Origin of the sequence: Aeromonas sp. FDAARGOS 1404 (assembly GCF_019047085.1) — a bacterium.
GTDB classification, from domain to species: Bacteria; Pseudomonadota; Gammaproteobacteria; order Enterobacterales; family Aeromonadaceae; genus Aeromonas; species Aeromonas veronii.
This window is the reverse complement of sequence record NZ_CP077237.1, coordinates 912,964-934,745: the sequence shown is the minus strand read 5'-3', so window position 1 is coordinate 934,745 and position 21,782 is coordinate 912,964. Positions and strand designations below refer to the sequence as shown.

The 21,782-nt window shown below is 58.7% G+C and carries 23 protein-coding genes and 1 pseudogene; 9 read left to right on the top strand and 15 right to left on the bottom strand.

What is annotated here, in order from left to right:
• Positions 1-503: 503 nt before the first annotated feature.
• The 5 genes from I6L34_RS04160 to I6L34_RS04140 form a co-directional block, all read right to left on the bottom strand.
• Positions 504-1,280: a phosphotransferase family protein gene (locus tag I6L34_RS04160; RefSeq protein WP_254202933.1), complete on the bottom strand. Its 777-nt coding sequence runs from the start codon at positions 1,278-1,280 to the stop codon at positions 504-506.
• A gap of 11 nt (positions 1,281-1,291) precedes the next feature.
• Positions 1,292-1,807 carry an AAA family ATPase gene (locus I6L34_RS04155; protein ID WP_151285800.1) on the bottom strand — a complete coding sequence of 172 codons (516 nt, stop codon included), beginning with the start codon at positions 1,805-1,807 and terminating at the stop codon, positions 1,292-1,294.
• A 135-nt stretch (positions 1,808-1,942) separates the two neighbouring features.
• A complete protein-coding gene (locus tag I6L34_RS04150; RefSeq protein ID WP_216955837.1) occupies positions 1,943-3,415 on the bottom strand; it encodes a hypothetical protein in 1,473 nt (490 codons plus the stop codon).
• A 561-nt stretch (positions 3,416-3,976) separates the two neighbouring features.
• Positions 3,977-4,240: a hypothetical protein gene (locus tag I6L34_RS04145; RefSeq protein ID WP_151285798.1), complete on the bottom strand. Its 264-nt coding sequence runs from the start codon at positions 4,238-4,240 to the stop codon at positions 3,977-3,979.
• Between the two features lie 204 nt (positions 4,241-4,444).
• Positions 4,445-5,482 (bottom strand): Mal regulon transcriptional regulator MalI, encoded by a 1,038-nt coding sequence (locus I6L34_RS04140; RefSeq protein ID WP_216955834.1) that lies wholly within the window; start codon positions 5,480-5,482, stop codon positions 4,445-4,447.
• A gap of 291 nt (positions 5,483-5,773) precedes the next feature.
• Here I6L34_RS04140 and malX point away from each other — a divergent pair, with 291 nt between their 5' ends.
• Both malX and I6L34_RS04130 read left to right on the top strand, forming a co-directional pair.
• Positions 5,774-7,345, top strand: coding sequence for a maltose/glucose-specific PTS transporter subunit IIBC (gene malX, locus I6L34_RS04135; RefSeq protein WP_216955831.1), 1,572 nt, complete (start codon positions 5,774-5,776; stop codon positions 7,343-7,345).
• An 87-nt stretch (positions 7,346-7,432) separates the two neighbouring features.
• Positions 7,433-8,623, top strand: coding sequence for a MalY/PatB family protein (locus I6L34_RS04130; RefSeq protein WP_075114892.1), 1,191 nt, complete (start codon positions 7,433-7,435; stop codon positions 8,621-8,623).
• Positions 8,624-8,715: 92 nt separating this feature from the next.
• Here the strand turns inward: I6L34_RS04130 and I6L34_RS04125 are convergent, their stop codons facing one another.
• The 10 genes and pseudogenes from I6L34_RS04125 to ascN form a co-directional block, all read right to left on the bottom strand.
• Entirely contained in the window at positions 8,716-9,138 is a 423-nt protein-coding gene (locus I6L34_RS04125; RefSeq protein WP_058055772.1) for a hypothetical protein, read from the bottom strand.
• Positions 9,138-10,088, bottom strand: a complete 951-nt coding sequence (locus I6L34_RS04120; protein ID WP_058055773.1) for a hypothetical protein — start codon at positions 10,086-10,088, stop codon at positions 9,138-9,140. Before I6L34_RS04120 ends, I6L34_RS04125 begins: the two co-directional genes overlap by 1 nt.
• Before the next feature lie 137 nt (positions 10,089-10,225).
• Positions 10,226-11,284: a SctU family type III secretion system export apparatus subunit AscU gene (gene ascU, locus I6L34_RS04115; RefSeq protein ID WP_058055774.1), complete on the bottom strand. Its 1,059-nt coding sequence runs from the start codon at positions 11,282-11,284 to the stop codon at positions 10,226-10,228.
• Positions 11,281-12,069 carry a SctT family type III secretion system export apparatus subunit AscT gene (gene ascT, locus I6L34_RS04110; RefSeq protein ID WP_058055775.1) on the bottom strand — a complete coding sequence of 263 codons (789 nt, stop codon included), beginning with the start codon at positions 12,067-12,069 and terminating at the stop codon, positions 11,281-11,283. The genes ascU and ascT overlap by 4 nt, the downstream gene beginning before the upstream one ends.
• Positions 12,066-12,332: a SctS family type III secretion system export apparatus subunit AscS gene (ascS, locus tag I6L34_RS04105; protein ID WP_005334586.1), complete on the bottom strand. Its 267-nt coding sequence runs from the start codon at positions 12,330-12,332 to the stop codon at positions 12,066-12,068. The genes ascT and ascS overlap by 4 nt, the downstream gene beginning before the upstream one ends.
• A 1-nt stretch (position 12,333) precedes the next feature.
• Positions 12,334-12,987, bottom strand: a complete 654-nt coding sequence (ascR, locus tag I6L34_RS04100; RefSeq protein WP_005334585.1) for a SctR family type III secretion system export apparatus subunit AscR — start codon at positions 12,985-12,987, stop codon at positions 12,334-12,336.
• Complete coding sequence (gene ascQ / locus I6L34_RS04095) at positions 12,984-13,910, bottom strand: SctQ family type III secretion system cytoplasmic ring protein AscQ (protein WP_216955829.1); 927 nt, start codon at positions 13,908-13,910, stop codon at positions 12,984-12,986. Before ascQ ends, ascR begins: the two co-directional genes overlap by 4 nt.
• A pseudogene (ascP, locus tag I6L34_RS04090) lies at positions 13,907-14,287 on the bottom strand (type III secretion system needle length determinant AscP); the annotation flags it as partial. The gene ascQ and the pseudogene ascP, both read right to left, overlap by 4 nt.
• A 735-nt stretch (positions 14,288-15,022) precedes the next feature.
• The gene (ascO, locus tag I6L34_RS04085; protein WP_058055778.1) at positions 15,023-15,484 is read right to left on the bottom strand and encodes a type III secretion system central stalk protein AscO; all 462 of its coding nucleotides are present in this window, start codon (positions 15,482-15,484) and stop codon (positions 15,023-15,025) included.
• Positions 15,481-16,803: a SctN family type III secretion system ATPase AscN gene (ascN, locus tag I6L34_RS04080; protein WP_216956882.1), complete on the bottom strand. Its 1,323-nt coding sequence runs from the start codon at positions 16,801-16,803 to the stop codon at positions 15,481-15,483. Before ascN ends, ascO begins: the two co-directional genes overlap by 4 nt.
• Before the next feature lie 189 nt (positions 16,804-16,992).
• Here ascN and aopN point away from each other — a divergent pair, with 189 nt between their 5' ends.
• Genes aopN through I6L34_RS04045 form a run of 7 tightly spaced genes read left to right on the top strand, consistent with a single transcriptional unit; the run spans position 16,993 to position 21,760 of the window.
• A complete protein-coding gene (aopN, locus tag I6L34_RS04075) occupies positions 16,993-17,871 on the top strand; it encodes a SctW family type III secretion system gatekeeper subunit AopN (RefSeq protein ID WP_042054058.1) in 879 nt (292 codons plus the stop codon).
• Entirely contained in the window at positions 17,852-18,133 is a 282-nt protein-coding gene (gene acr1 / locus I6L34_RS04070) for a type III secretion system gatekeeper subunit Acr1 (protein WP_216955824.1), read from the top strand. The genes aopN and acr1 overlap by 20 nt, the downstream gene beginning before the upstream one ends.
• Positions 18,130-18,501: a SycN family type III secretion system chaperone Acr2 gene (gene acr2, locus I6L34_RS04065; protein ID WP_069528254.1), complete on the top strand. Its 372-nt coding sequence runs from the start codon at positions 18,130-18,132 to the stop codon at positions 18,499-18,501. Before acr1 ends, acr2 begins: the two co-directional genes overlap by 4 nt.
• On the top strand, positions 18,498-18,863 hold the full coding sequence (ascX, locus tag I6L34_RS04060; protein ID WP_216955821.1) for a type III secretion system protein AscX: 366 nt from the start codon (positions 18,498-18,500) through the stop codon (positions 18,861-18,863). Before acr2 ends, ascX begins: the two co-directional genes overlap by 4 nt.
• Positions 18,860-19,210 carry a M48 family metallopeptidase gene (locus I6L34_RS04055; RefSeq protein ID WP_216955818.1) on the top strand — a complete coding sequence of 117 codons (351 nt, stop codon included), beginning with the start codon at positions 18,860-18,862 and terminating at the stop codon, positions 19,208-19,210. The genes ascX and I6L34_RS04055 overlap by 4 nt, the downstream gene beginning before the upstream one ends.
• Positions 19,143-21,308, top strand: coding sequence for a SctV family type III secretion system export apparatus subunit AscV (gene ascV / locus I6L34_RS04050; protein WP_302054761.1), 2,166 nt, complete (start codon positions 19,143-19,145; stop codon positions 21,306-21,308). Before I6L34_RS04055 ends, ascV begins: the two co-directional genes overlap by 68 nt.
• Positions 21,305-21,760: an LcrR family type III secretion system chaperone gene (locus I6L34_RS04045; protein ID WP_216955812.1), complete on the top strand. Its 456-nt coding sequence runs from the start codon at positions 21,305-21,307 to the stop codon at positions 21,758-21,760. The genes ascV and I6L34_RS04045 overlap by 4 nt, the downstream gene beginning before the upstream one ends.
• Positions 21,761-21,782: the final 22 nt, after the last annotated feature.

Genomic DNA, 21,782 nt, shown 5'->3' with positions numbered 1-21,782 from the left:
TGCGTGAGTACGTATCGACGTACTGGATAAAAATGACCTGTTCATTATCGTGGCTCGCTCGTCCCCTCCCTATCGGACAAATGTGCTAATCACTGGATTTTTGTGCGCAGTAAAACGCGATGTGATGAAGATCCCGTTTTCAGGCAGGACTCGCCATTTTCAGTCGGTCATCCATTTTTTCTTTAAAAACAGATAAATGTATTGATGTCAGGCTCGCCGTCAGGTTTGTAATGCGCCATATCAATAAATTAATCATCAGCATGGTCTGGATTTATATGTGGTTAAACGGGGCCGTCAGATGTGACCCTTCTCACAAAAAGTCGCCATTTCGTCGGGCGGATTAGGATTTTTATGCGCCTGATGGAGGAGGCCAATCGCATTGGTTGGGCGAGCGCAGAGGGGGGTTGTTTGGGAAGAAAGTGTGGTGGCAAGAGAGGGATGGCTGAAAAGAGAGAGGTGATAACGCGAACGTTCGAATACGCTCCGCTATTCGAACCTACGGATTACACAATATGCGCCACCGACTCCAGCCAGTGGGGAACTTGTTGCCGATACCACTCCAGATATTGCTGTGCCTGCGGCTTCTCCCTTCTGGTCAACAGATTGGTGACTTCAATAATCAGCCAGCACTTGGCCATGACGAGATGGCGTAGCAACCGGTCGCCAGAGAGCAGCGAACTGTGGCGCAGATAGCGTTCAATGATGGTTTCATATTCAGCCAGCGAACCCATCCGCGGCACCAGCGGGGCCAGATCGATGGCCGGACTGCCATAACCAAATCGCTCCCAGTCAAACAACACCAGCTCACCATTGTCGCGGGTGCCCCAGTTGCCCTCATTGCTATCTCCCGAAATCAGGCATGACTCCTCGAATAGTTCGTGACCAACTTGCTGGATATGGCGGATCTTCTCGTTTACCGCTTCCGGCAGGCAGAGTACAGAGAGCGCCTCGTTGGTGTCGGCGAGCGACCAGCCGTGAGTTTTCACCGCAAAGTCGGGCTGATAGTTGGCGTTATGCAGGCAGGCCAGCTGAGCAAAGGTCTGTTCGTTGTGGTGCAGCTGCGTGAGCGTGACCGGATGAGGGATCTGCTCAAGGAACAGGGCCTCCCCTTCGACCTTGAGCAGGGAAGGAGTGTTGAGCCCGCTCAAATGCAGTGCGGCGCGTTGGTAGAAATGGCGCTCGACAGGCGATGCGCAGCTTTTTCTGATACAGGGCTTGCCATCCAGCAGCTGGATATTTACCGAAGCGCCCCCCATTTTCGTCAACTCCTGTTGCGTCATCCTCTACCCCGTTAGCTATGAGTGGTCAGTTGGGTGAGATAGCTATTTACCTCTGTGCGAGTCGTGAAACGGTGCTTGTCGTTTGGGAATCGATCAAACAGCTCTTGATGGAATTGGCGGGAGCTTTTGCCGGCTCGCTGCCCATATTCCGATGCCCACACCAGCAGTTGTTGAAAGTTCGTTTCCGCTGCCACTGCATCCCGTTGCTTGGAACTTTGTGATCCACGTGATAGCAGTGAATCTCGGCATACAGACCAGTCGAGATCCAGAAAAAGCAGGGTATCAGCGGCATCAAACAGTTGCTCGGCCAGGGCACCAAATACCCCTTCGACCACCCATGAGGGCTCTTGAGCAAGTGTTTGAATGGTATGGTCAATCTCATGCTGGGGCCGTTTTTTGTTAAACCCACCCGGTTGCCAGACAATGGTGTCCAGATTGACCTCGCGGATAGTTAACCCCTCAGTCAATCGAGCCGCCAACCAGCTCTTGCCTGATCCCGAGTTGCCAATAATCAGAATTCGTTTCATCTATGAGTGCTCTTTTCTGGAACAGATATCTGGAGGCTGGAAAGTAGAGGTGATGGTGAAAATGTCCGAATACGCTTCGCTATTCGAACCTACGGGCTGTACAGTTAATGTCATCATTTCATTTTTCGTTTATGACTAAGAAATTTCAAACGATAAAATCCAATTGATGAAGTTTGAAATTTGTTGGAAGGAAACTGCCAGCCATATTTGTATGATTGCTAGAATGGCGACGAACCAAGACATTCTCTTTTGATATGATAAATTTGCAGATTGTACTTTTTCATTGGATGCTTGCTTTTTTAATTCTAGGTTTGCCTTGATTTTACGAACATTATTCAAGTATGAATTAGCCTTTTTAAAAAACTGATCATAGTCCAACGTGTCATCATCCTTGTAATGCATGAAATCAAGTTTTGTTGCGATTATAGCAGTAAGTAACTCCTCTATCTTCAATACTTCAACGTATGAATCATAAATGTGATTGTAACTTTTATCAGGGCTTTCATTATAGGTGTCTATAATTGACTGGCAATATTTTTGATCAAGACGGTTAAATCTGGCATCGCAAATATGTAAGAATTGATAGATGTGATGCGAGTTGATTGGTGAAAATAAACGAACTGAGAAGTCATTGAGTCGGTGTTCATCTATTTCTTCAGATGTTTGGGATGCAATATATAGATGAGATATTTTAGGCAGAGTTGATCTTTGCCTAAAATAATTAAAGGAGAATAAACATCTTTTTAAATCATCAATTTTAAATGATAAATTGAACTTATCGAAATGTTTAATAAAGTGTGTGTTACAGTTATCATTATCTATTTCTTTTGGAGATGGTATTTTATCAATAAAGTATGGATTTATATCATCTATATGTATATCCATTGTATATACAGGAGCTTCGGTTTGACTTATGCCAAAAAACTTGTACAACTGCCTTTCTGCCAATTGCATTTCTTTATGTAAAAATTCAAGTCTCGATAGCAACCGTTCTTCAGACAAGCTGAATCGATCTGATACGGTTGATGATACGAATTGTGTACTAAATGGGTTACAGCTTAAAAACTGTATCTGCGCGGGTTCAATATCTGTAACATCAATGTCTTTTAATAATTCGGTAGCTTTATTTGATAAAATCCAGTATAGAGCTAAAAAGGCTAAGCCTCCATCTATATGAATTATTTTTATCGAGCAAGCTTCGATGTAATCACTTTGATGATGAATGTATCCATCAACATGATATCTTTTTGATGAACTTCCGACAGTTAAAAAACCTACATTTAAAAATCCATTGTTAAACATGGAGTTCTTGGCGTAGGAATCATCTAAATAATTGTTGTTAACCTTCCAGCCTTTTATTTTGATTGCGTTGTCTTGAGTGATGGAACAAAAACTACTGATGGCTTTTGCTTTCCATTTTAGTTGTGGGTTAAGTAGACTGAAATGAGTGATAATGTTGTTTGTTTTACGTTCTGTATTATGTGCATGATATTCTTTTGTTTCGTAGTAGAACTTGCTAGCAAGGTTCATTTTTTTGCTAAAAAACACAGGCGCGATCTTGACCATTCTGCATATGACAGCAGTCATGAAATTGGTATAGCTACCCACGAACCATCTCCTATTTCTAATCTAAAATATCAACAATATAATCTTTAGATATATTTGTTGTTTAGGTTGTAAGTGCTGAAATGTTATTCAGGGATTTTAGCAATACAGTTTTTATAAGGTTTACAGTACACTTGAAACCACTATTACAGGGCTTGAAAATGGGAGTGGAGTCGAAGGCGTATCGGACTAACTATACGAGAAAGCCCGTAGGTTTGATTAGTGCAGCGTAATCGGACGTTCGTGAATGTTTTATCAATATCTAGCTTGTTGAGCTTCGCTCTGCGTCAACCTACAAAACCCACGCTACCGCCCGTGGATTACAGCCTCCAGCCCGCTGTGGTTATCCGGCGATGTGGTGGATGGCGAAACGGCTGCACAGGGTTATCTCTGCAAGAGTGGTTGCCAAGTGGGGCATATTAATCGAGAGAGGAGCAGGGTAAAACCGCAGTCGGGCAAAAACCTGCCAGAGATCAATAAATTACTTATTAAGTGGCTGCTATCTGTCCGCTTGGTACGGCGATAGCAGGCAGAGCTCCATCTCCTGCTAGGTACTACCGCCACTCAATACTCCAGAAACTTCTCCCCGCAGCGTTCGCAAATTAGATGTTTTACATGGGTGGCCTGATAGGCGAGGGTCTGGCCGAATACCGCATTGGTCAGGCTGCTGGAGCGAAAGGCTTGCCAGAAGGTTTTGCGCGGATCCTTGGGCATGATGTCCTGGCTGTGATCGCGGGCGACCAGCACCACGATATGGCGGGTACGCTCCCTGCATTTGTCACAGCGATGGATTTCACTCGGCGGGTTCTGGTCGTGCGGGTTGCTCATAAAAGGCTCGTGAAGAGAGGGAGGCACCCATCATATGCCTCTCCACTTGGCTCTCAATCTTTCCTTGCCGGCGCAGTGAGCAGGCTCACGTTTTGCGCTGCTGCATGCTTGCCCAGCCAGTTCAGGCCGACTCCCGCTTCTGCGGTTTGCTGGTGAGCGGTGATGATATGGCGGGTGGGGTGAGCTCGGGCTTGTCCAGCCAGCTCAGGCTGATTCTCGCTTCTGCAAGTTGGGGGTGATGATATGGCGGTTGGGGGCGAGTTCGGGTTGCTGCATCCGGGTCAGCAGGCGCCTTGCCGCCTGACGGCCGATTTCGCGGGCCGGTGAGCTGACAAAGGTGAGGGCGGGGGAGGTGAGTTCGGCCTCTGCCACGTCGTCAAAACCGAGCAGGGCCACCTGCTGGCCGATGTAGTTGTCCTTGCCCACGGTGCGGCCGCTCGCCTCGACGCCATAGATGGCGCCGAGCGCCACCTCGGGGTAGTGGCAGAGCACGGCGGTCACCTTGGGGTGCTGGTGCAGCAGCTGGGCGATAGTGTCGGCGGCGCTGCGCTGGGTGCGATCGCACTCCAGTACCCACTCCGGTTTGAAGGGCAGGCCATATTGCAGCAGGCTGGCGCAGTAGCCGCCGATCCGCTCGGCACGGGTGAGGGAGTCGGCCCGTCCGCCGACGTAGGCGATATGGCGGTGGCCCTGTTCGATCAGGTAGGTGGTGGCCTGCTTGGCGGCGTGGGTATTGTCGGGGCCGATAAAGTCCACGTCATCGCGATAGTAGGAGCGGGCGGCGCACACCACCGGCAGCTCGGAGTCGAGCAGGGTCTCCAGGGTTTTGGCCGCCGCGCCGCGCACCGGATTGAAGATGATGCCCGCCACCCCTTGGCGTGACAGGGAGTGGATGCTCTGCTGCAGCCGCTCCGCGCTGTGGCCGCACTGGGTCAGAAACAGCAGATAGCCCTGCTGCTCCAGCACCTCGCTCACCCCGGCGGTCACCTCGGTATAGAAGGGGTCGGTGATGTCGCGCAGGATCAGCCCCACCAGGTTGGATTGCTGGCTGCGCAGGTTGGCGGCGGCGCTGTTGGGTACGTAGTCGAGCTCTTTTATCGCCTGTTGCACCCGCTCGGCGGTGGCCGGGGAGATGCGCCCCTTGCCGTTGAGCACCATGGAGACGGTGGTGACCGACACTCCCGCCCGCTGGGCGACATCGGTGATCTTGGTGGCTTTGGCAGAGAGGGATTTGGGCGACATAGGGCGAACGGACGATGGCATGTTGAGAGCGAGGCCCCAGCATACCTGCTTGGGTTGCCAAGTGAAACGTTACATCACCATTGGGCCGATCCGGCTCACAAATTTGGATCCTGCTGCCAGCCAGCCCCCTTATTCTGTGATCCTGTCGGCACTTGTAAATTGATAAAACGTTTTATCATCCGGCAAAACCTGATGCCAACCCGCGCCTTTTGCTTCGAGATTGCTTCGAGATTGCCTCGAGCGGGGGAGGGCAGCCGCAGATATTGCTGTCTATTCACAAGGAGCCGTTTCATGGCCAAGCCTCAAGCCAAATCCACTATCTGGGAGTTCCTGCAGAGCCTCGGCAAGACCTTTATGTTGCCGGTTGCCCTGCTGGCCTTCTCGGGCATTTTGCTCGGTGTCGGCAGCTCGCTCACCAGCGATGCGGTCAAGCAGAGCATGCCCTTCCTCGACAATACCGTGCTGCAACTGCTGTTCCTCTGGATGACCAAGGTGGGGCTGGTGGCCTTTATCTACCTGCCGGTGATGTTTGCGGTGGCCATTCCGCTCGGGCTGGCGCGAGAAGAGAAGGGGGTCGCGGCCTTTGCCGGTTTCGTCGGCTATGCGGCGCTCAACCTCTCCATCAACTTCTACCTCACCGTGGCCAACGTCATCGGTGACGGGGCGGCGGAGAAGGCCTACGGGGTGAAATCGATCCTCGGCATCAGCTCCATCGACACCGGGATTCTGGGGGCCATCATCGTCGGGGTGATCGTCGCGAAGCTCCACGCCCGTTTCTACACCTACAAGATGCCCGATGCGCTCGCCTTCTTCGGCGGTGCCCGCTTCGTGCCCATCATCACCGCGCTGGTGCTGGGTGTGGTCGGTCTGGTCGTGCCGTTCGTCTGGCCCTGGTTTGCTGCCGGTATCAATGGCATCGGGGCGCTCATCTCCCACGCCGGTCCCTTCGGCCCCTTCCTGTTCGGTACCGGTGAGCGCCTGCTGCTGCCGCTCGGTCTGCACCACATTCTGGTGGCGCTGATCCGCTTTACCGAAGCGGGCGGCACCCAGCTGGTATGCGGTCACGAGGTGAGCGGCGCCCTCAATATCTTCTACGCCGAGCTCTCTTGCGCCGACACTTCCGGCTTCTCGGTCTCTGCCACCTCCTTCCTCTCGCAGGGCAAGATGCCTGCCTTCCTCGGCGGCCTGCCGGGTGCGGCGCTCGCCATGTATCACTGTGCCCGTCCGGAAAATCGCGGCAAGATCAAGGCGCTGCTGGTCTCCGGTGTGGTGGCCTGCGTCATCGGCGGCATCACAGAGCCGCTGGAGTTCCTGTTCCTGTTTGTGGCACCGGTGCTCTACGTCATTCACGCCATCCTGACCGGTCTGGGCTTTATGACCATGGGGCTGCTTGGCGTCACCATCGGCAACACCGACGGCAACCTCATCGATTTTCTGGTGTTCGGCGTGCTGCAGGGCACCGCCACCAAGTGGTATCTGGTGCCGGTCGCGGCCGCTATCTGGTTTGCCATCTACTACAGCGTGTTCCGCTTCGCCATCGTGCGCTTTAACCTGAAAACCCCCGGCCGCGAGATTGAAACCAGCGAGACTGCCCAGCCCGCGGGCAAGAAGGCCGGCAACAGCGGTTACAACGGTGAAATTATCCTCAACGCCCTGGGCGGCGCCGATAACATTCTGGCGCTCGATAACTGCATCACCCGCCTGCGGATGTCGGTGCAGGACATGAGCCGGGTCGATGACAAGGTACTGAAAGCAAACGGCGCCATCGGGGTGATCAAGCTCGACGAGCACAACCTGCAGGTGGTGATTGGCCCGCAGGTGCATCTGGTGAAAAACCAGCTGAAGAGCCTGATGGGGGCCTGAACCGGCCAATAAAATCCGAACGGGGGGCGCAAGCCCCCCTTGTTTGCCTCTCCCAATATGTCTCCTGTTTATGGAGGGAGAAACTTCATGCACGATATTTATGACTTCGACCGCGTGGTCGACCGCCACGGCACCTACTGCACCCAGTGGGACTATGTGGCCGACCGTTTTGGCCACGCCGACCTGCTCCCCTTTACCATCTCCGACATGGATTTCGAGACCGCCCCCTGCATTCGCCAGACCCTGGCAGCCCGCCTTGAGCACGGAGTATTTGGCTATAGCCGCTGGAATCACGACGACTTCAAGGGGGCGGTGAGCGACTGGTTTGCCCACCGCTACAGCGCGAGCCTCGACCCCGAGACGCTGGTTTACGGCCCCTCGGTCATCTATGTGATTGCCCAGCTGGTGAGCCTCTGGTCGGCGCCGGGGGAGGGCGTGCTGGTGCATACCCCCGCATACGATGCCTTCGGCAATATGCTGACCGCCAACGACAGGGTGCTGCTGCCCTGTCCGCTCAAAAAAGCAGAGGGGAGCTACCAAGTCGACTGGGAATGTTTCGAGCAACAGGCAGCCCGCCCCGATTGCCGGATTTTGCTGCTCTGCAGCCCCCACAACCCCACTGGCCGGGTCTGGACGCGGGATGAACTTTGCCGGATGGCCGCCATCTGTCAGCACCACGGGGTCAAGGTCATCTCGGACGACATCCATATGGATGTGAGTTTTGCCCGCTACCTGCCGTGGAGCGAAGTAGCGCCGGACGATCACTGGGCGCTGGTAAGCTCGGGCTCCAAATCCTTCAATATTCCCGCCCTTGGCGGCGCCTACGCCTTTATTGCCAACGCCGGGGCGCGGGCCGCCTATCTGCAGCGGCTCAAGGCGGCCCACGGCCTCTCATCGCCGCCCATTCTCGGAGTGTTGGCCCATATCAGCGCCTATCGGGACGGCGCTGCCTGGCTCGATGCGCTCAAATCCTATCTGCACGGCAACCTCGCCCATGTGGAGGCGCGGCTCAACGCCGCCTTCCCCGCCATCGACTATCGGGTGCCCGAGGGAACCTATCTCGCCTGGATTGACCTGCGCGGTCTTGGCATCGACTCCACCAAACGGATGGATGCGCTGCAAGCCTTGCTGGTGGAGAAATACCGGGTCGCCATCATGCGCGGCGACACCTACGGCCCCGAAGGCACAGGCTATATCCGCCTCAACGTCGGCTGCCCGCGCTCGAAGGTCGATCAAGGACTCGACGCCCTGATCGGCGCGCTGGGGGAGGTGGGGTAGAGCAAATCCATTCAACATGAGAAACATAACGGGGCCATCAGTGATGGCCCCGTTCTGGTTGCGCTGTTTTCCCTTATGAGCAGACGCTGATATCAGGCGCGAATGGTCGTCGGGATAGCGCAGTTCGGGCGTGACATGGCTGGTTCGATTGCGGGCTCGCTGAGCTCGGTAGCTGCTAGTGCAGTGCCTTGGGTCAGGGCTTCAGCCTGATGCAGCATGCGGCTGACCATATCGGTCAGGAGATCCACATCCAGCTTGTCCAGCCACTCGCGACACCAGAGCAGGGTGCTCTGCTCGCTGTCTCTACTGAGTTGCAGCACAGGCCAGTCGGCCATGGCGGCGAGGGAGGGGGGCTGGATATTCCCCAGCGGGATAAACAGGGTCACCAGTTGATCCCGCTCGCGAATATGGAGGCTGAAGGGGCCCGCCTGCAGATCCAGCCCCTCTTCGTGCAGGCACTCCTGCGGCAGGGTTAGCTGGCGAACGAGGGTTGATAGCATGGCATGGAACATCATTAATCCTCCCGATGGGTGTTATCAAAGACCGACTCTGTGGGCGGCCACAGGTTGGCGATAGGGGGGCGGGCAGGGGTACCGACCAGTGGCGCCCCTATGGTGGCGGCCCAGGGGTCGACTACCTTGGCGTGTGGCCCCCAGCTTTCCGGCTTGGTGAGTTCACTCCCCTCGGCGCGGCCAATCACCACAAAGCAGTGGGTCTGGGCGTGACCTTGTGCACCACGATGGGCCAGCACTTCGATCCGCTGGTCACTGTTGTGGCGCAGCAGTTCGGCCGCCGCCGAATAGGCCAGGGTCGAGCAGCAACCGGCCTTGGCGTCATCCACCGCTTTGGCGATGTTTTCCATGGTGCGCAACGAGAGTGGCTGCTTGTTTCTGGTGATCTGGATGGCGGCCATATTGGCGCTGTTGTTGGCGCGCTGGTTGGCCGCCAGGCGCTGGGGATCCTGTCCGAAGGCGTTGAGTTTGCCGATGATCTTCTGATAGCTCGGGTTGTTCGGCTGGACAAAGGTCTGGGCGTCGGTACAGGCGTAGCTGCCCAGTTTTTCCAGTCCGGCCATGCTCTTTTGCAGCAGGGCCTGGGTGCCACCCGCCATCACTTTCGGTTCATGTCGCGGGGCGGCTCTGGTGATAGCGCCCTGTTCGGCCAGCGCCTGTTTCAGTTCGGTCAGACGAGCGCCACGTGCAGCCACCTCTTTGGGGTGGTGCTGCTCCCAGTGCTGGATCGCATCCTGCACCCGCTGCGCTTTGCCGCTATCGGGGGCGCTTTGCAACTGGCGCAGGGCGCTGATGACCTGCTTGAGATCGCTGCTCTGGAAGTGGCCGATGCCACGCTTGACGGATTGTTCGAACAGCTTGTTACCCTTGGCCAGCAGCGGGCTGGCCTCTGTCTGTTGGGGTGAGGCTGGGCGGTTGAGGTGAATGTGTCCACCGATTGCTGGTAAGGCCATGATGTGATTCCCGACAGGGTTGACGATAAGGGGATGATACCGAGCCGTGACGGCGCGCTATATCAGGGAGCGGTCGGGGATTTGTCAGTTTTTCGCGTGTTGCGCAGTTTGTTTGGCCAGTCGGGCAGCGTGCTGCCCTACCACTGTGGCCCTTCGCTCTGGCGCCACTGCTCCAGCCAGCGCAGAACCTCGGCAGTTGCCTCGATCTGGTCGGCGGGAATGTAGTTGTTGAGCTGGGCATCCCGATAGAGGGCTCGGGCCAGTGGAATGCGTTGCAGCACAGGGATCCCCTCCTCTTCGGCAATCTTGCGCACCTGCAGCGCCTGGGCATCGGTGAATTTGAGGGTCACCACCGGCAGCGGGGTTTCTCCCCGCTCGTAGCGGATACCGATGGCGATATGGGTCGGGTTGGCGACGATGACCGAGGAGCGCTTGACGTCGGCGCGCATGTTGCTCGACTGCAACTCCTGATGGAACTGGCGGCGCTTGCTCTTGATCTCGGGGCTCCCCTCCATCTCCTTGTACTCCCGCTTCACCTCGTCCTTGCTCATCTTGAGCTGCTTGATGTGCTGGTAGTGTTCGAAGGCGTAGTCAGCGATGGCGATCACCACAAAGCCCATGGCGCAGACCGCCATCAGCTGGCCCAGCATGCCTCCCAGCACCGGGGTGATGCAGCTCATGCCGCAGCCGGGCAACTGGAGCATCGCCTGCAGATTGCCCTTTATGGTGACCCACACCAAGAGGCTCAGGAGACTCACCTTGAGCAGTGATTTGACGAACTCCATCAGGCTCTTGATGGAGAAGATCTTCTTGGCCCCCTCCACCGGATTGATCTTCTTGATGTCGGGCTTGATGGACTCACCGCTCAGCAGAAAACCGTACTGTGCGAAGTGGGAGGCGAGTACCACCAGCACCGCGACCGCGAGGAGCGGAATGCAGAGATAGGCCATCTCCTGCATCAGGTTCTCCACCACATGGTTGAGCGCCTGGGTAAAGGGGAGGTTGATGTGGGACTCCGGGATCATCATCAGCTTGCCCAGATGTTCGAGGTAGTAGTCGGACATCGCCATCAGCATGCCTACCAGACTGAGGATGATGACGGTGGAGACCACCTCCTTGCTCTTGACCACTTGCCCCTTCTGGCGGGCATCCCGCAACTTTTTGGGGGTGGGTTGTTCGGTCTTCTCGCCGCTCATCGCGCCTCCAGAATGGGGATCAGCAGTTGCAGCGGATCCATCACTGCCAGCACCTGTTGATAGGCGTGATCCATCATCAGCTTGATGTAGATGACCAGCAACAGGCTGGCGACGGCGCTTTTTATCGGCATCGCCAGCACGAAGACGTTAAGTGAAGGGGCGAAGCGGCTGATCAGCGCCAGCCCGAATTCGGCCAGAAACATGGCGATTAAGAGCGGCGCCGCCAGCAAAGCGCAGAGTAGCAACATATGGCTGAACTGGCCGTAGAAAAAGTTGACCCACTGCTCGTCGATGGTGGGGAAAAAATGCGCCACCGGCCAGCTGATGTAGCTCTGGAACAGGGCGGCCAGCAGGGCGAGAAAGGCGCCGCTGGCAAAGAAGAGGGTGATCAGGGTCTGGGTCAGCAGCAGGCCGGTGGGACTGGTCTGGCTGCCGAGACTCGGGTTGAACAGGGACCCCATGGCGGCACCGCGTTGGTTGTCGATCAGAAAACCGCTCGCCTCGATGGCCCAGAAGGGGATGGCGGCGACAAAGCCGATCAGCAGGCCGAGCAGCACCTCCTTGGCGATCAGCATGGCCAGCGCCATGCCGTCGAGCTGATCCGGCAAGGTGTCGGCGACCGTGGGGTAGGCGTAGAGTGCCAGCGAGCAGACCACGCCGTTGCGGATCATCGCCCCTCCCAGCATCTGTTTGCTCAGCACCGGCAGCATCACGAAGCAGCTGATAAAGCGCGGCAGCAGCAAGGTATAGGCCAGCATCTGGGCCTGCAGGCTCTCCAGTGTCATTGGATCTGCGGCACCTTGAACAACACCATATCGGCAAAGCTGTAGAGCTCGTTACCCAGCCAGGCGGTGGTGGCAAACAGGGTGATCACCACGGCGATCAGCTTGGCGACAAAGCCCAGGGTCTGCTCCTGGATCTGGGTCAGCGCCTGCAGCAAAGAGACAAGGGTGCCCACCAGCGCCGCCACCAGCACAGGTGGCATCGAGAGGATCAGCACCAGCCAGAGCGCCTGGCTGGTGAAGTGAAGGATATCGGCGTGACTCATCCTAACCTCCGTAACTGATGACCAGCCCGTGGGTCAGGCGGGCCCAGCCATCGAGCAGCACGAACAGCAGCAGCTTGAAGGGCAGCGAGATGGTCATGGGGGAGACCATCATCATCCCCATCGCCAGCAGGATGTTGGAGATGATGAGGTCGATGGCGATAAAAGGCAGGTAGATCAGAAAGCCGATTTCGAAGGCGCGGCTCAGCTCGCTCACGGTAAAGGCGGGCAGCAGGATCAGCAGGCTGTCGGGCTCCAGCCGGTCGGCATATTTGCTGGGCCAGAGCTGCTTGGTGCTGTCGATAAAGAAGGCGTGCTCCCGCGGTTTGATCTGCTTTTTCAAAAAGTCGCGGTAGGGGGCAATCCCCTCATCGAGGAACTTTTCCACAGATTCGGCTTTCGCCAGCGACACCTCGTTCTGGCGCAGGTAATCCTGGGTGGCAAAGCCGACCGGCGCCATCACATAAATGCTGAGAATGATCGCCAGCCCGTACATCGCCATGTTGGGGGGGATCTGCTGCACCCCGAGGGCGTTGCGCAGCAGCGAGAAGACCACCGCCAGCTTGACGAAGGAGGTGGCCATCACGGCGATAAAGGGGAGCAGGGCCAGCAGCGCCAGCCCGACGATAAGGTTTAGCTCGTCTGGCAACTGGATCATGACTGTGACTCGTTGTCGAGGTGTTCGACCCTTACCCCCAGGCGCCCCTGGATCTCCACCAGTCGGCCCACTCCCAGCGAATGGCCGTTGCTGATGATGCGCACTTCGCCATCGAGGGGCGTGCCAAGATCGATCAGGGCGCCCGGTTGCAGGCTGGTGAGGGTATGCCAGTCCAGCGTCTGGCGGCCCACTTCGAAGCTCACCTGGATCGGCAGTTGATCCAGTTCGGTCGGGCCGAAGGGTTCAGCGGAGGCAGCATTATGCATGGCAGTCAATTCCAGATGTTGTTGATGGGGTTGGCAGTAGGCAAAGGGGCGACCCTCCACGCAGATCAGCAGTTGCTGGCCGAGTTGCGGATGGGGTGGCGGCAGCAGCACATCGCCGATAGCGAGGGTAGCGAGCTCATCCATGATCAGCTCCATCTCGCCCCACAGCAGGGAGAGGGTGAGGGGCAGCGGCAACCGCTGCTGCCGTGGCCTTGGTGGCAACTTGCTCAGCAGAGGCTCGGGCTGCGGCAGCCACAGAGCGAGACTGGCCCCCTCCCGTTGCAACAGCAGTTGCAGGGCGGGCTCATCGGTCTGGACGTTACTCTCCGGTCGGGTCAGCGCCGAGCAGGTGAGGCCACCGAGGGGTTGTCCCAGTCGTTCGATCAACGCCAGTTGCAGTGGCTCGGGCAGGCTGAACAGCGCCGCCTGTTGTAGATCCGGCGCCAGCCAGTGCGCCAGCTCGGCACCGTGGCACAACAGCGGCAGAGAGAGCCCCTGCCACTGCAGTTGCAGCCGGGTATCGAGCGTCGCAGGCGGCAAACCGATGGCGAGGAGAAGCTCGCCGCCACTCCAGCCAAAGTGCTGGCGGTATTGGCTCAGGGTCTGCTGTAAAGTCAACTCCGCCAGCGAGGCGGAGGTGAGGGGAATCGGTGTCATGCGTCGGCATCCCACTCTTCGTAGATGGATCGTTTATGGCGCGAGCCCTGCTCACTGTCGGGCTGGCCGAAGAGATCGAGGGCGACCCGCTCGCCGGGGTAGAGCCGTTGCAGGCGGTCGACCAGATCGCTGCGCCCCTGATTGAGCAGCAGCTCTCCTTGCGCCGTGGCGAGGATCTCGATCTGCAACTCGCCATGGTGGTGAGCGATGCGAATGGAGAGATCGCCCAGCTGTGGCAACGTCAGGCGCAGCAGCGGCGGACGCTCCGAGCGGCCCAGCTCCTGATAGATATCCACCGCCAGTCGCTCCAGCAGCTGACCCAGCTCCCGGTTGTTTTCGGCTGGAGCCAGTCGGGCGAGCTGCAGATCCCCGGGGGTTTTCACCTGTGTGGGGATCGGTTGACCGCTGGCTTCGGGTATCTCGTCATTCAGAGTGAGCGCATTGATGTCAGTGTCGCTGTTGGAGACCTTTCGTTCGGCGAATTCGAAGACTTGGGCAAGAGAGGCTTCACCTTGTTGAAGGGGGGCTTGATCTGAGCTCTGCGGCAGCGCCATACCTGCTGCGATCCCGATTGTTTGTAGATCATGTTGTCGCGAGCCACTCTCTTTTTGCTCGGGGTGGTGCAATGGCTCTTTCATCAAAGAGGGTATCGCTGACAGAGCGCTCTCTGGTGCCCAATCTCCAGCTCCCTCGAGGAGGGGGCGAGGGGCCGGTGTATTCAACATTGATGAAGGCACTGAACAGGCGTTTTCCGGGGCGGGTAGCGCCACATCTCTGGTTCCGCCCTCGTGCACGTTGTCTTGTGCATCCCGCACTTGCTGCGATCTTTTGCTCTCGATTTCCTTCTGGTCACGTTCGGTCACCTCCGGGAAGGTGGATAAACCGGATGCCTTTCTTGTGATGAGCTGTTGTGTCTGTAATAGTTGCTGAGGCCGAGGCTCCTGGGTCTTGCTCTGGCCATTCGCCCTGTACTTGTCGGGTGCCTTTTGTTCCGCTTCAAGCCGCATTGCCTGCTCGAAACGCTGCTGTTGCGACCGATTGGCTTCAGCCATCTGGGTGTCGCCCCGGGCTGTCACTGTGCCCTGTATCGGGAGGATTCGGTTCATGACTCGTTACATCCTGATCTGCTGGCGGAACTCTTCCTGTTCCTGCTCTTCGTTGTAGTCACGCAGGGCTTGCTGTGAGGCCTGCTCCTGACGGTGTAGTTCGGCAAATTTCTGTTGCTGCTGGCGGGCTCGGTGTACCGCCTGCTGGCGCTCCTGCAAGCGGATGCGCTCTTCGGCGACCCGCTCGGCCTGCTCGGCGGCAGTTTGTTCAAGCTGGGCCTCTTTCTCCCGCAGCAGCGCCACTTGCTGTTGCCACGCCTTGAGCCCCTTGCGATCGAGTTGCTCCGCCTGACAGATGGCAAATAGCCGCTCCTCTTCGGCAAGGCGCCACTGGCGATAGTCGAGACTCTCCTGCTCCGCTTCGCGTTGGCGAACGCGGGCGAGTTGTACCCGAGCCTGCTGGGCGGCGAGCTGCTGCTCGGCCCGATCCAGCCGCAGGTCTTTTATTCGTTGCAGGCGGCCAATCATCGGGTCAGCGCCTCCAGAGTCGAGAGGGCTTCCGGCAGTGAGCTGGGTTCATGGGTGCCTTGCCTGAGCCACTGGTGAATAGTCTCGATGCGGGCGATCGCCTCATCGGCTACCTTGTCCTGCCCTTTCTGGTATTCGCCGATCTGCAGCAACAGCTCCACCTCTTCATATTTCGCCAGCCAGCTGCGCAGTCGACCGGCCTGAGCCTGATGCTCGGGCTCGATGATCTGGTTCATCACCCGGCTGGCGGAGCGCAGCACGTCGATGGCCGGGTAGTGGTTGGCCGCCGCCAGTTTGCGCGACAGGATGATGTGGCCATCGAGGATGGAGCGGGTCTCGTCAGCGACCGGCTCTGTCATGTCATCCCCCTCCACCAGTACGGTATAGAGGGCGGTGATGGAGCCCTTGTCTGACTGACCGGCCCGCTCCATCAGGCGGGGCAGGGCGGCAAACACCGACGGCGGATAGCCCCGTCGGGTTGGCGGTTCGCCAGCGGCCAGACCAATCTCCCGCTGGGCACGGGCAAAGCGGGTGACGGAGTCCATCAGCAGCAGTACCCGCTTGCCCTGATCGCGGAAATACTCGGCGATGGAGGTGGCGACAAAGCCCGCCTTGGCCCGCTCCATGGCGGGGCGATCCGAAGTGGCCACCACCAGCACAGCCTTCTTGAGCCCCTCTTCCCCCAGATCCGCTTCGATAAATTCGCGCACCTCACGGCCCCGCTCACCGATCAGCGCCAGCACGGTGACATCCACCTCGGCGCTGCGAATAAGCGACGCCAGCAGGGTGCTCTTGCCACCACCGGCGGCCGCGAAGATCCCCATCCGTTGCCCCTCACCGCAGGTGAGCAGGCCGTCGATGGCGCGAATACCGAGCGAAATGGGCTCGGCGATGCGTTTGCGGCTCATGGGAGCGGGCGCATCCCGATAGACCGGATACCAGGCCTCAGGCTCTGGCAGATGGCCACCGCCAAAGGGGTTACCGAGGCCATCGAGCACTTGGCCGAGCAGATGCTCGCCGACCCCGACCTGATGCATGGCACCGGTCGGGCTCACTTCGGTGTTGGAGGAGATGCCGAACATCTCGCCAAGGGGGGTGAGCAGCGCCTGATGCTGGGCAAAGCCGATCACCTCTGCCTGCAGGGAGAGGGTGTTGTCGGGGTTGCGCAGATGGCAGAGCTCGCCGATCCGCACCCCTGGGACGACCGCCTTGAGCAGGGTGCCGGTCACCTGGGTGACCCGGCCACGGATCTGGATCAGGCGGCACTCGTCGATGGCGTGACGAAGCTGGTTGGGGATGTGGTCGAGGGAGAGGGTCATAACAATCTGCGCCATTGAAACTGGTGGCCACTATAGGGGATGGGGGGCTACGGGGATTTCAGCGCGAGTCGGGACTTTTTAGAAAACCGTTGGGGGCGGGCTAAAAATTCACGGCCGATTTTGGCATAGGGGGATGAGGGCGATTTTTATAATGCCATCCTCGTCAATCCATTCGTCACGGGAGTTTCCATGGCCATTATCCAGAGCAACCCCTATGCCCCTGCCGCCCAGCCCGAGCTGCGCGGAGCAGAGGTCGCATCCCGTCAGGCTCCCCTGCAGGGTGGGCAATTTCAGGGGGAGCGGGTCGTGCTGGCCAGTGCCGCCCAGTCGCTGGCCGATGCCGCCGAAGAGCTCACCTTTGTCTTTTCCGAGCGCGCTGAGCTTTCGCTCGCCAAGCGCAAGCTGAGTGACAGCCATGCCCGCATCAGCGAGATCGAGGCGCTGGTGGGGGATTACCTCGACAAAGTGCCGGAGCTCGAACGCCAGCAGAAGATCAAGGAGATGGTGAGCCACCTCGGCAGTGGTCGGCTGGCCAACCTCTCCCAGCTGCTGGCCTATCTCGAGAGCTATTCGGGTGAGGTAAGCGAGCAGTTCGAGGCGCTCTGTCAGGCGCGCAAGGCCCTCGCCGGACGACCGGAGATGCAGGGCACCCTGGCGCTGGTGGAGCAGGCGCTGGCCAAGCTGGCGGACGAGCAGGGCAGTGCAATCGTGCTGGGGGCGCGCATTACCGGCCCCGCGGCCGAAGCGGCCAAAGCGGGCGTGGGAGCCGAGCAGGATCTGCGGGATCTCTATCGCGATGCGGTGCAGGACTACCGTGCCCTTTCTGCCGCCTGGCGCGATATTCACAGCCGCTTTGGCAACGGCGCGCTGGAGAAGGTGACCGGTTTCATGATGAAGGCCCTGAGCGCCGATCTCGACAGCCAGCAGCGTTGGCTCGATCCGGTCAAGCTGGAGCGGGTGATGAGCGACATGCACAAGCTGCGGCTGCTCAACACTCTCTCGGCGCAAGTGGACGAGCTGTGGCAACGGGTGAAGGAGGGCTCGGCCCATGGCATACGGGCCTTCTGATCTGATGGGCGATCTGATCGCCCTGGTGGAGAAACGCTGGGCCAGCGTGCGGGATGTGGAGCTGGTCGGTGTGGCTCTTGAGCTGTCAGATTGTCGCCAGCAGGTGTTGCTTTATCAGGAGCTCAAGCGGCTGATCCGCCTGCTGCCGGTGGAGCTGTTCAGTGAGGAGGAGCAGCGCCAGAACCTGTTGCAGTGCTGTCAGGGGGCGCTCGATAACGCCATCGAGCGGGAAGAGGATGAGTTGTCTGGAGAGTCGTCATGAACTGGATTGAACCCCTGCTGGTGCAGTTTTGCCAGGATCTGGGCATCACCATAGGGGATAACCCCCATTCGCTGATCCAGCTTGAACTGGAGCAGAGCGGCACTCTGCAGTTGGAGCGCCATCAGGGGCAACTGACCCTCTGGTTGGCCCGCGCTGTGCCCTGGCATCAGAGTGGCGAGGCGATCCGCCGCGCCATGACCTTGACCGCCGCGGCGCAAGGCCCGGCACTGCCGGTGCGCAGCGGCTGGTTGGGGGAGGAGCAGCTGATCCTCTTCGTCACCCTGGATGAGCGGGCCGTGACTCTGCCCCAGCTCCATCAGGCCGTGACCACCCTGACACGGTTGCAGCGAGAGGTGCTGGCGTCATGAGCCGGATCACTGCCGCGCATATCGGTATCGAGCAGCTCAGCGCCATCTCTCTTGACGATCAGGAGCGAAGCCTGCCGGGGCGTTATGCTCTGTTACCCGATGGCCAGTCCATCGAACCCCATATCATCCGCCTCTACCCCGAGCGGCTGGCGGATCGGGCGCTGCTCGATTTCGCCACTCCAGATCGCGGCTTTCACGATTTGTTGCGGCCGGTTGATTTCAATCAGGCGATGCAGGGGCTGCGCAGTGTGCTGGCAGAGGGGCAGAGCCCAGAATTGCGAGCGGCTGCCGCGCTGCTCGAACAGATGCACACCGATGAACAACTGATGCAGATGACCCTTCATCTGCTGCACAAGGTATGACCATGGTGCTTACGTCACAGCAGCAGGATGCGCTGCTGCTCACCGGCTGGTTGCAACTGCAATATGGCCACCCTGACAAGGCGAGCGTGCTGCTGGCCGCCCTGCTGCAGATCTACCCCGACCATCAGGGAGGGCGACGGACCCTGCTGGTGGCCCTGCTCAAACAGGGAGAGGGGGAGGCTGCGCTGGCCCATGTCGATCAGCTGATGCAGCAAGGGGAGGCCGATGGCCCGCTCTGGCTCTGTCGCAGCCGGGCCTGCCAGTTGGCAGGGCGGCTGGATGAAGCCCGTTTTGCCTATCAACAATACCTCGAACTGGAAGAGCAGAATGAATCAACGCTCCCTTGAGCTGCTGCGCCGGATCGGCGAGCGCAAGGACATCATGCTGGCGATCCTGCTGCTGGCCATCGTCTTTATGATGGTCTTGCCGCTGCCGCCGGTGGCCCTCGATATCCTGATTGCCATCAACATGACCATCTCGGTGGTACTGCTGATGATGGCGGTTTATATCAATTCGCCGCTGCAGTTCTCCGCCTTTCCGGCGGTGCTGCTGATCACCACCCTGTTCCGGCTTGCCTTGTCGGTGAGTACCACCCGGATGATCCTGCTGCAGGCTGATGCGGGGCAGATCGTCTACACCTTCGGCAACTTCGTGGTGGGGGGCAATCTGGTGGTGGGGATCGTCATCTTCCTCATCATCACCATCGTCCAGTTTCTGGTGATCACCAAGGGCTCGGAACGGGTCGCCGAGGTGAGTGCCCGCTTCTCCCTCGATGCCATGCCGGGCAAGCAGATGAGTATCGACGGTGACATGCGCGCCGGGGTGATCGACGTGCACGAGGCGCGGGATCGCCGCGGGGTCATCGAGAAGGAGAGCCAGATGTTCGGCTCCATGGATGGCGCCATGAAGTTCGTGAAAGGAGACGCCATCGCGGGCCTCATCATCATCTTCGTCAACATCCTAGGTGGCGTCACCATAGGGGTAACCCAGAAGGGGTTATCCGCCGCCGATGCGCTGCAGCTCTACTCCATCCTGACGGTGGGTGATGGCATGGTCTCCCAGGTGCCGGCGCTGCTGATCGCCATCACTGCGGGGATCATCGTTACCCGGGTCTCCTCCGAAGAGTCTTCCGATCTGGGTACCGATATCGGTGCCCAGGTGGTGGCCCAGCCCAAGGCGCTGCTGATAGGTGGTCTGCTGCTGGTGCTGTTTGGGTTGATCCCGGGCTTCCCGATGATCACCTTCTTTGCGCTGGCGGCCATCGTCACGGCAGGCGGTTATTTTATCGGCTTGCGTCAGCGCAAGGCGCAGAGCAGCAACAGTCAGGATCTTCCCGCCGTGCTGGCGCAGGGGGCGGGAGCCCCCGCCGCCCGCAGCAAGCCAAAACCGGGCAGCAAGCCGCGGGGCAAGCTGGGGGAGAAGGAGGAGTTCGCCATGACGGTGCCGCTCCTGATCGATGTGGATGCCGCTTTGCAGGCCGAGCTGGAGGCGATTGCCCTCAACGACGAACTGGTGCGGGTGCGTCGCGCCCTCTATCTCGATCTCGGGGTGCCTTTCCCGGGGATTCACCTGCGTTTCAACGAGGGGATGGGGCCTGGCGAATACCTGATCCAGCTGCAGGAGGTGCCGGTCGCCCGCGGTCTGCTGCGCCCGGGCCATCAGCTGGTGCAGGAGAGCGCCTCCCAGCTCGATCTGCTGGGGATCCCCTACGAAGAGGGGGCGCCGTTGCTGCCGGGAAAACCGACCTTGTGGGTCGCTAATGAACATCAGGAGCGGCTGGAGAAGTCACGGCTGGCCAGCCTCACCACCGATCAGGTGGTGACCTGGCATCTATCCCATGTGCTGCGGGAATATGCCGAGGACTTTATCGGCATTCAGGAGACCCGCTACCTGCTGGAGCAGATGGAGGGGAGTTATGGCGAGCTGGTCAAGGAGGCGCAGCGCATCATCCCGCTGCAGCGGATGACCGAAATTTTGCAGCGGCTGGTGGGGGAGGATATCTCCATCCGCAACATGCGCGCCATCCTCGAGGCGATGGTGGAGTGGGGCCAGAAAGAGAAGGATGTGGTGCAGCTCACCGAGTACATCCGCAGCAGCCTCAAGCGCTACATCTGCTACAAGTACGCCAACGGCAACAACATCTTGCCTGCCTATCTGCTCGATCAGCAGGTGGAGGAGCAGATCCGCGGCGGCATTCGCCAGACCAGCGCCGGCAGCTATCTGGCACTCGATCCCACCATTACTCAGAGCTTCCTCGATCAGGTGCGCCATACCGTCGGTGATCTGGCCCAGATGCAGAACAAGCCGGTGCTGATTGTCTCCATGGATATCCGCCGCTATGTGCGCAAGCTCATTGAAGGGGATTATCACGCCCTGCCGGTGCTCTCCTATCAGGAGCTGACCCAGCAGATCAATATCCAGCCCCTCGGGAGGGTCTGCCTGTGAGGGGGGACCCGTTAACTACTGACCCCCTGATCCCCTGGCTGCAAGCCAGGGGAGTGGCGGTGGCCCCTCACCATCTGGGGGCGACTCCCATCCAGATCGGCCACGCTTTCTGCTATCGCCAAATTTATCTCGCCTGGCGCTTTGATCCTGCGACCCGACGGGTCTGGATCCTGCTGGTGCGTCGTGAGGGGGAGCGGACCGGACTGGCCAATCCCTTTGCCGCTCTCTATCTGCTGGCCGAAGCCACTCTGGCTGTACTCGGGCCGGGCCATTACCTCTACGGCAACGTCGATGTCTTTCGCGGCAGTAGCCTGAGCAGTGAGCGGCTCGGGCGCTTTTACCTGCGCTGGACGGGAGCCTGCGAACCCGAGCCCGGCTGGTTCATGCTGGCCGCCGAGCAAGTCTGTTCCCTGCGGGATATACGAAAACGACAAAAGCACGGCCTTGCGTGACAGGCATGTCCAAAAGGGCCTC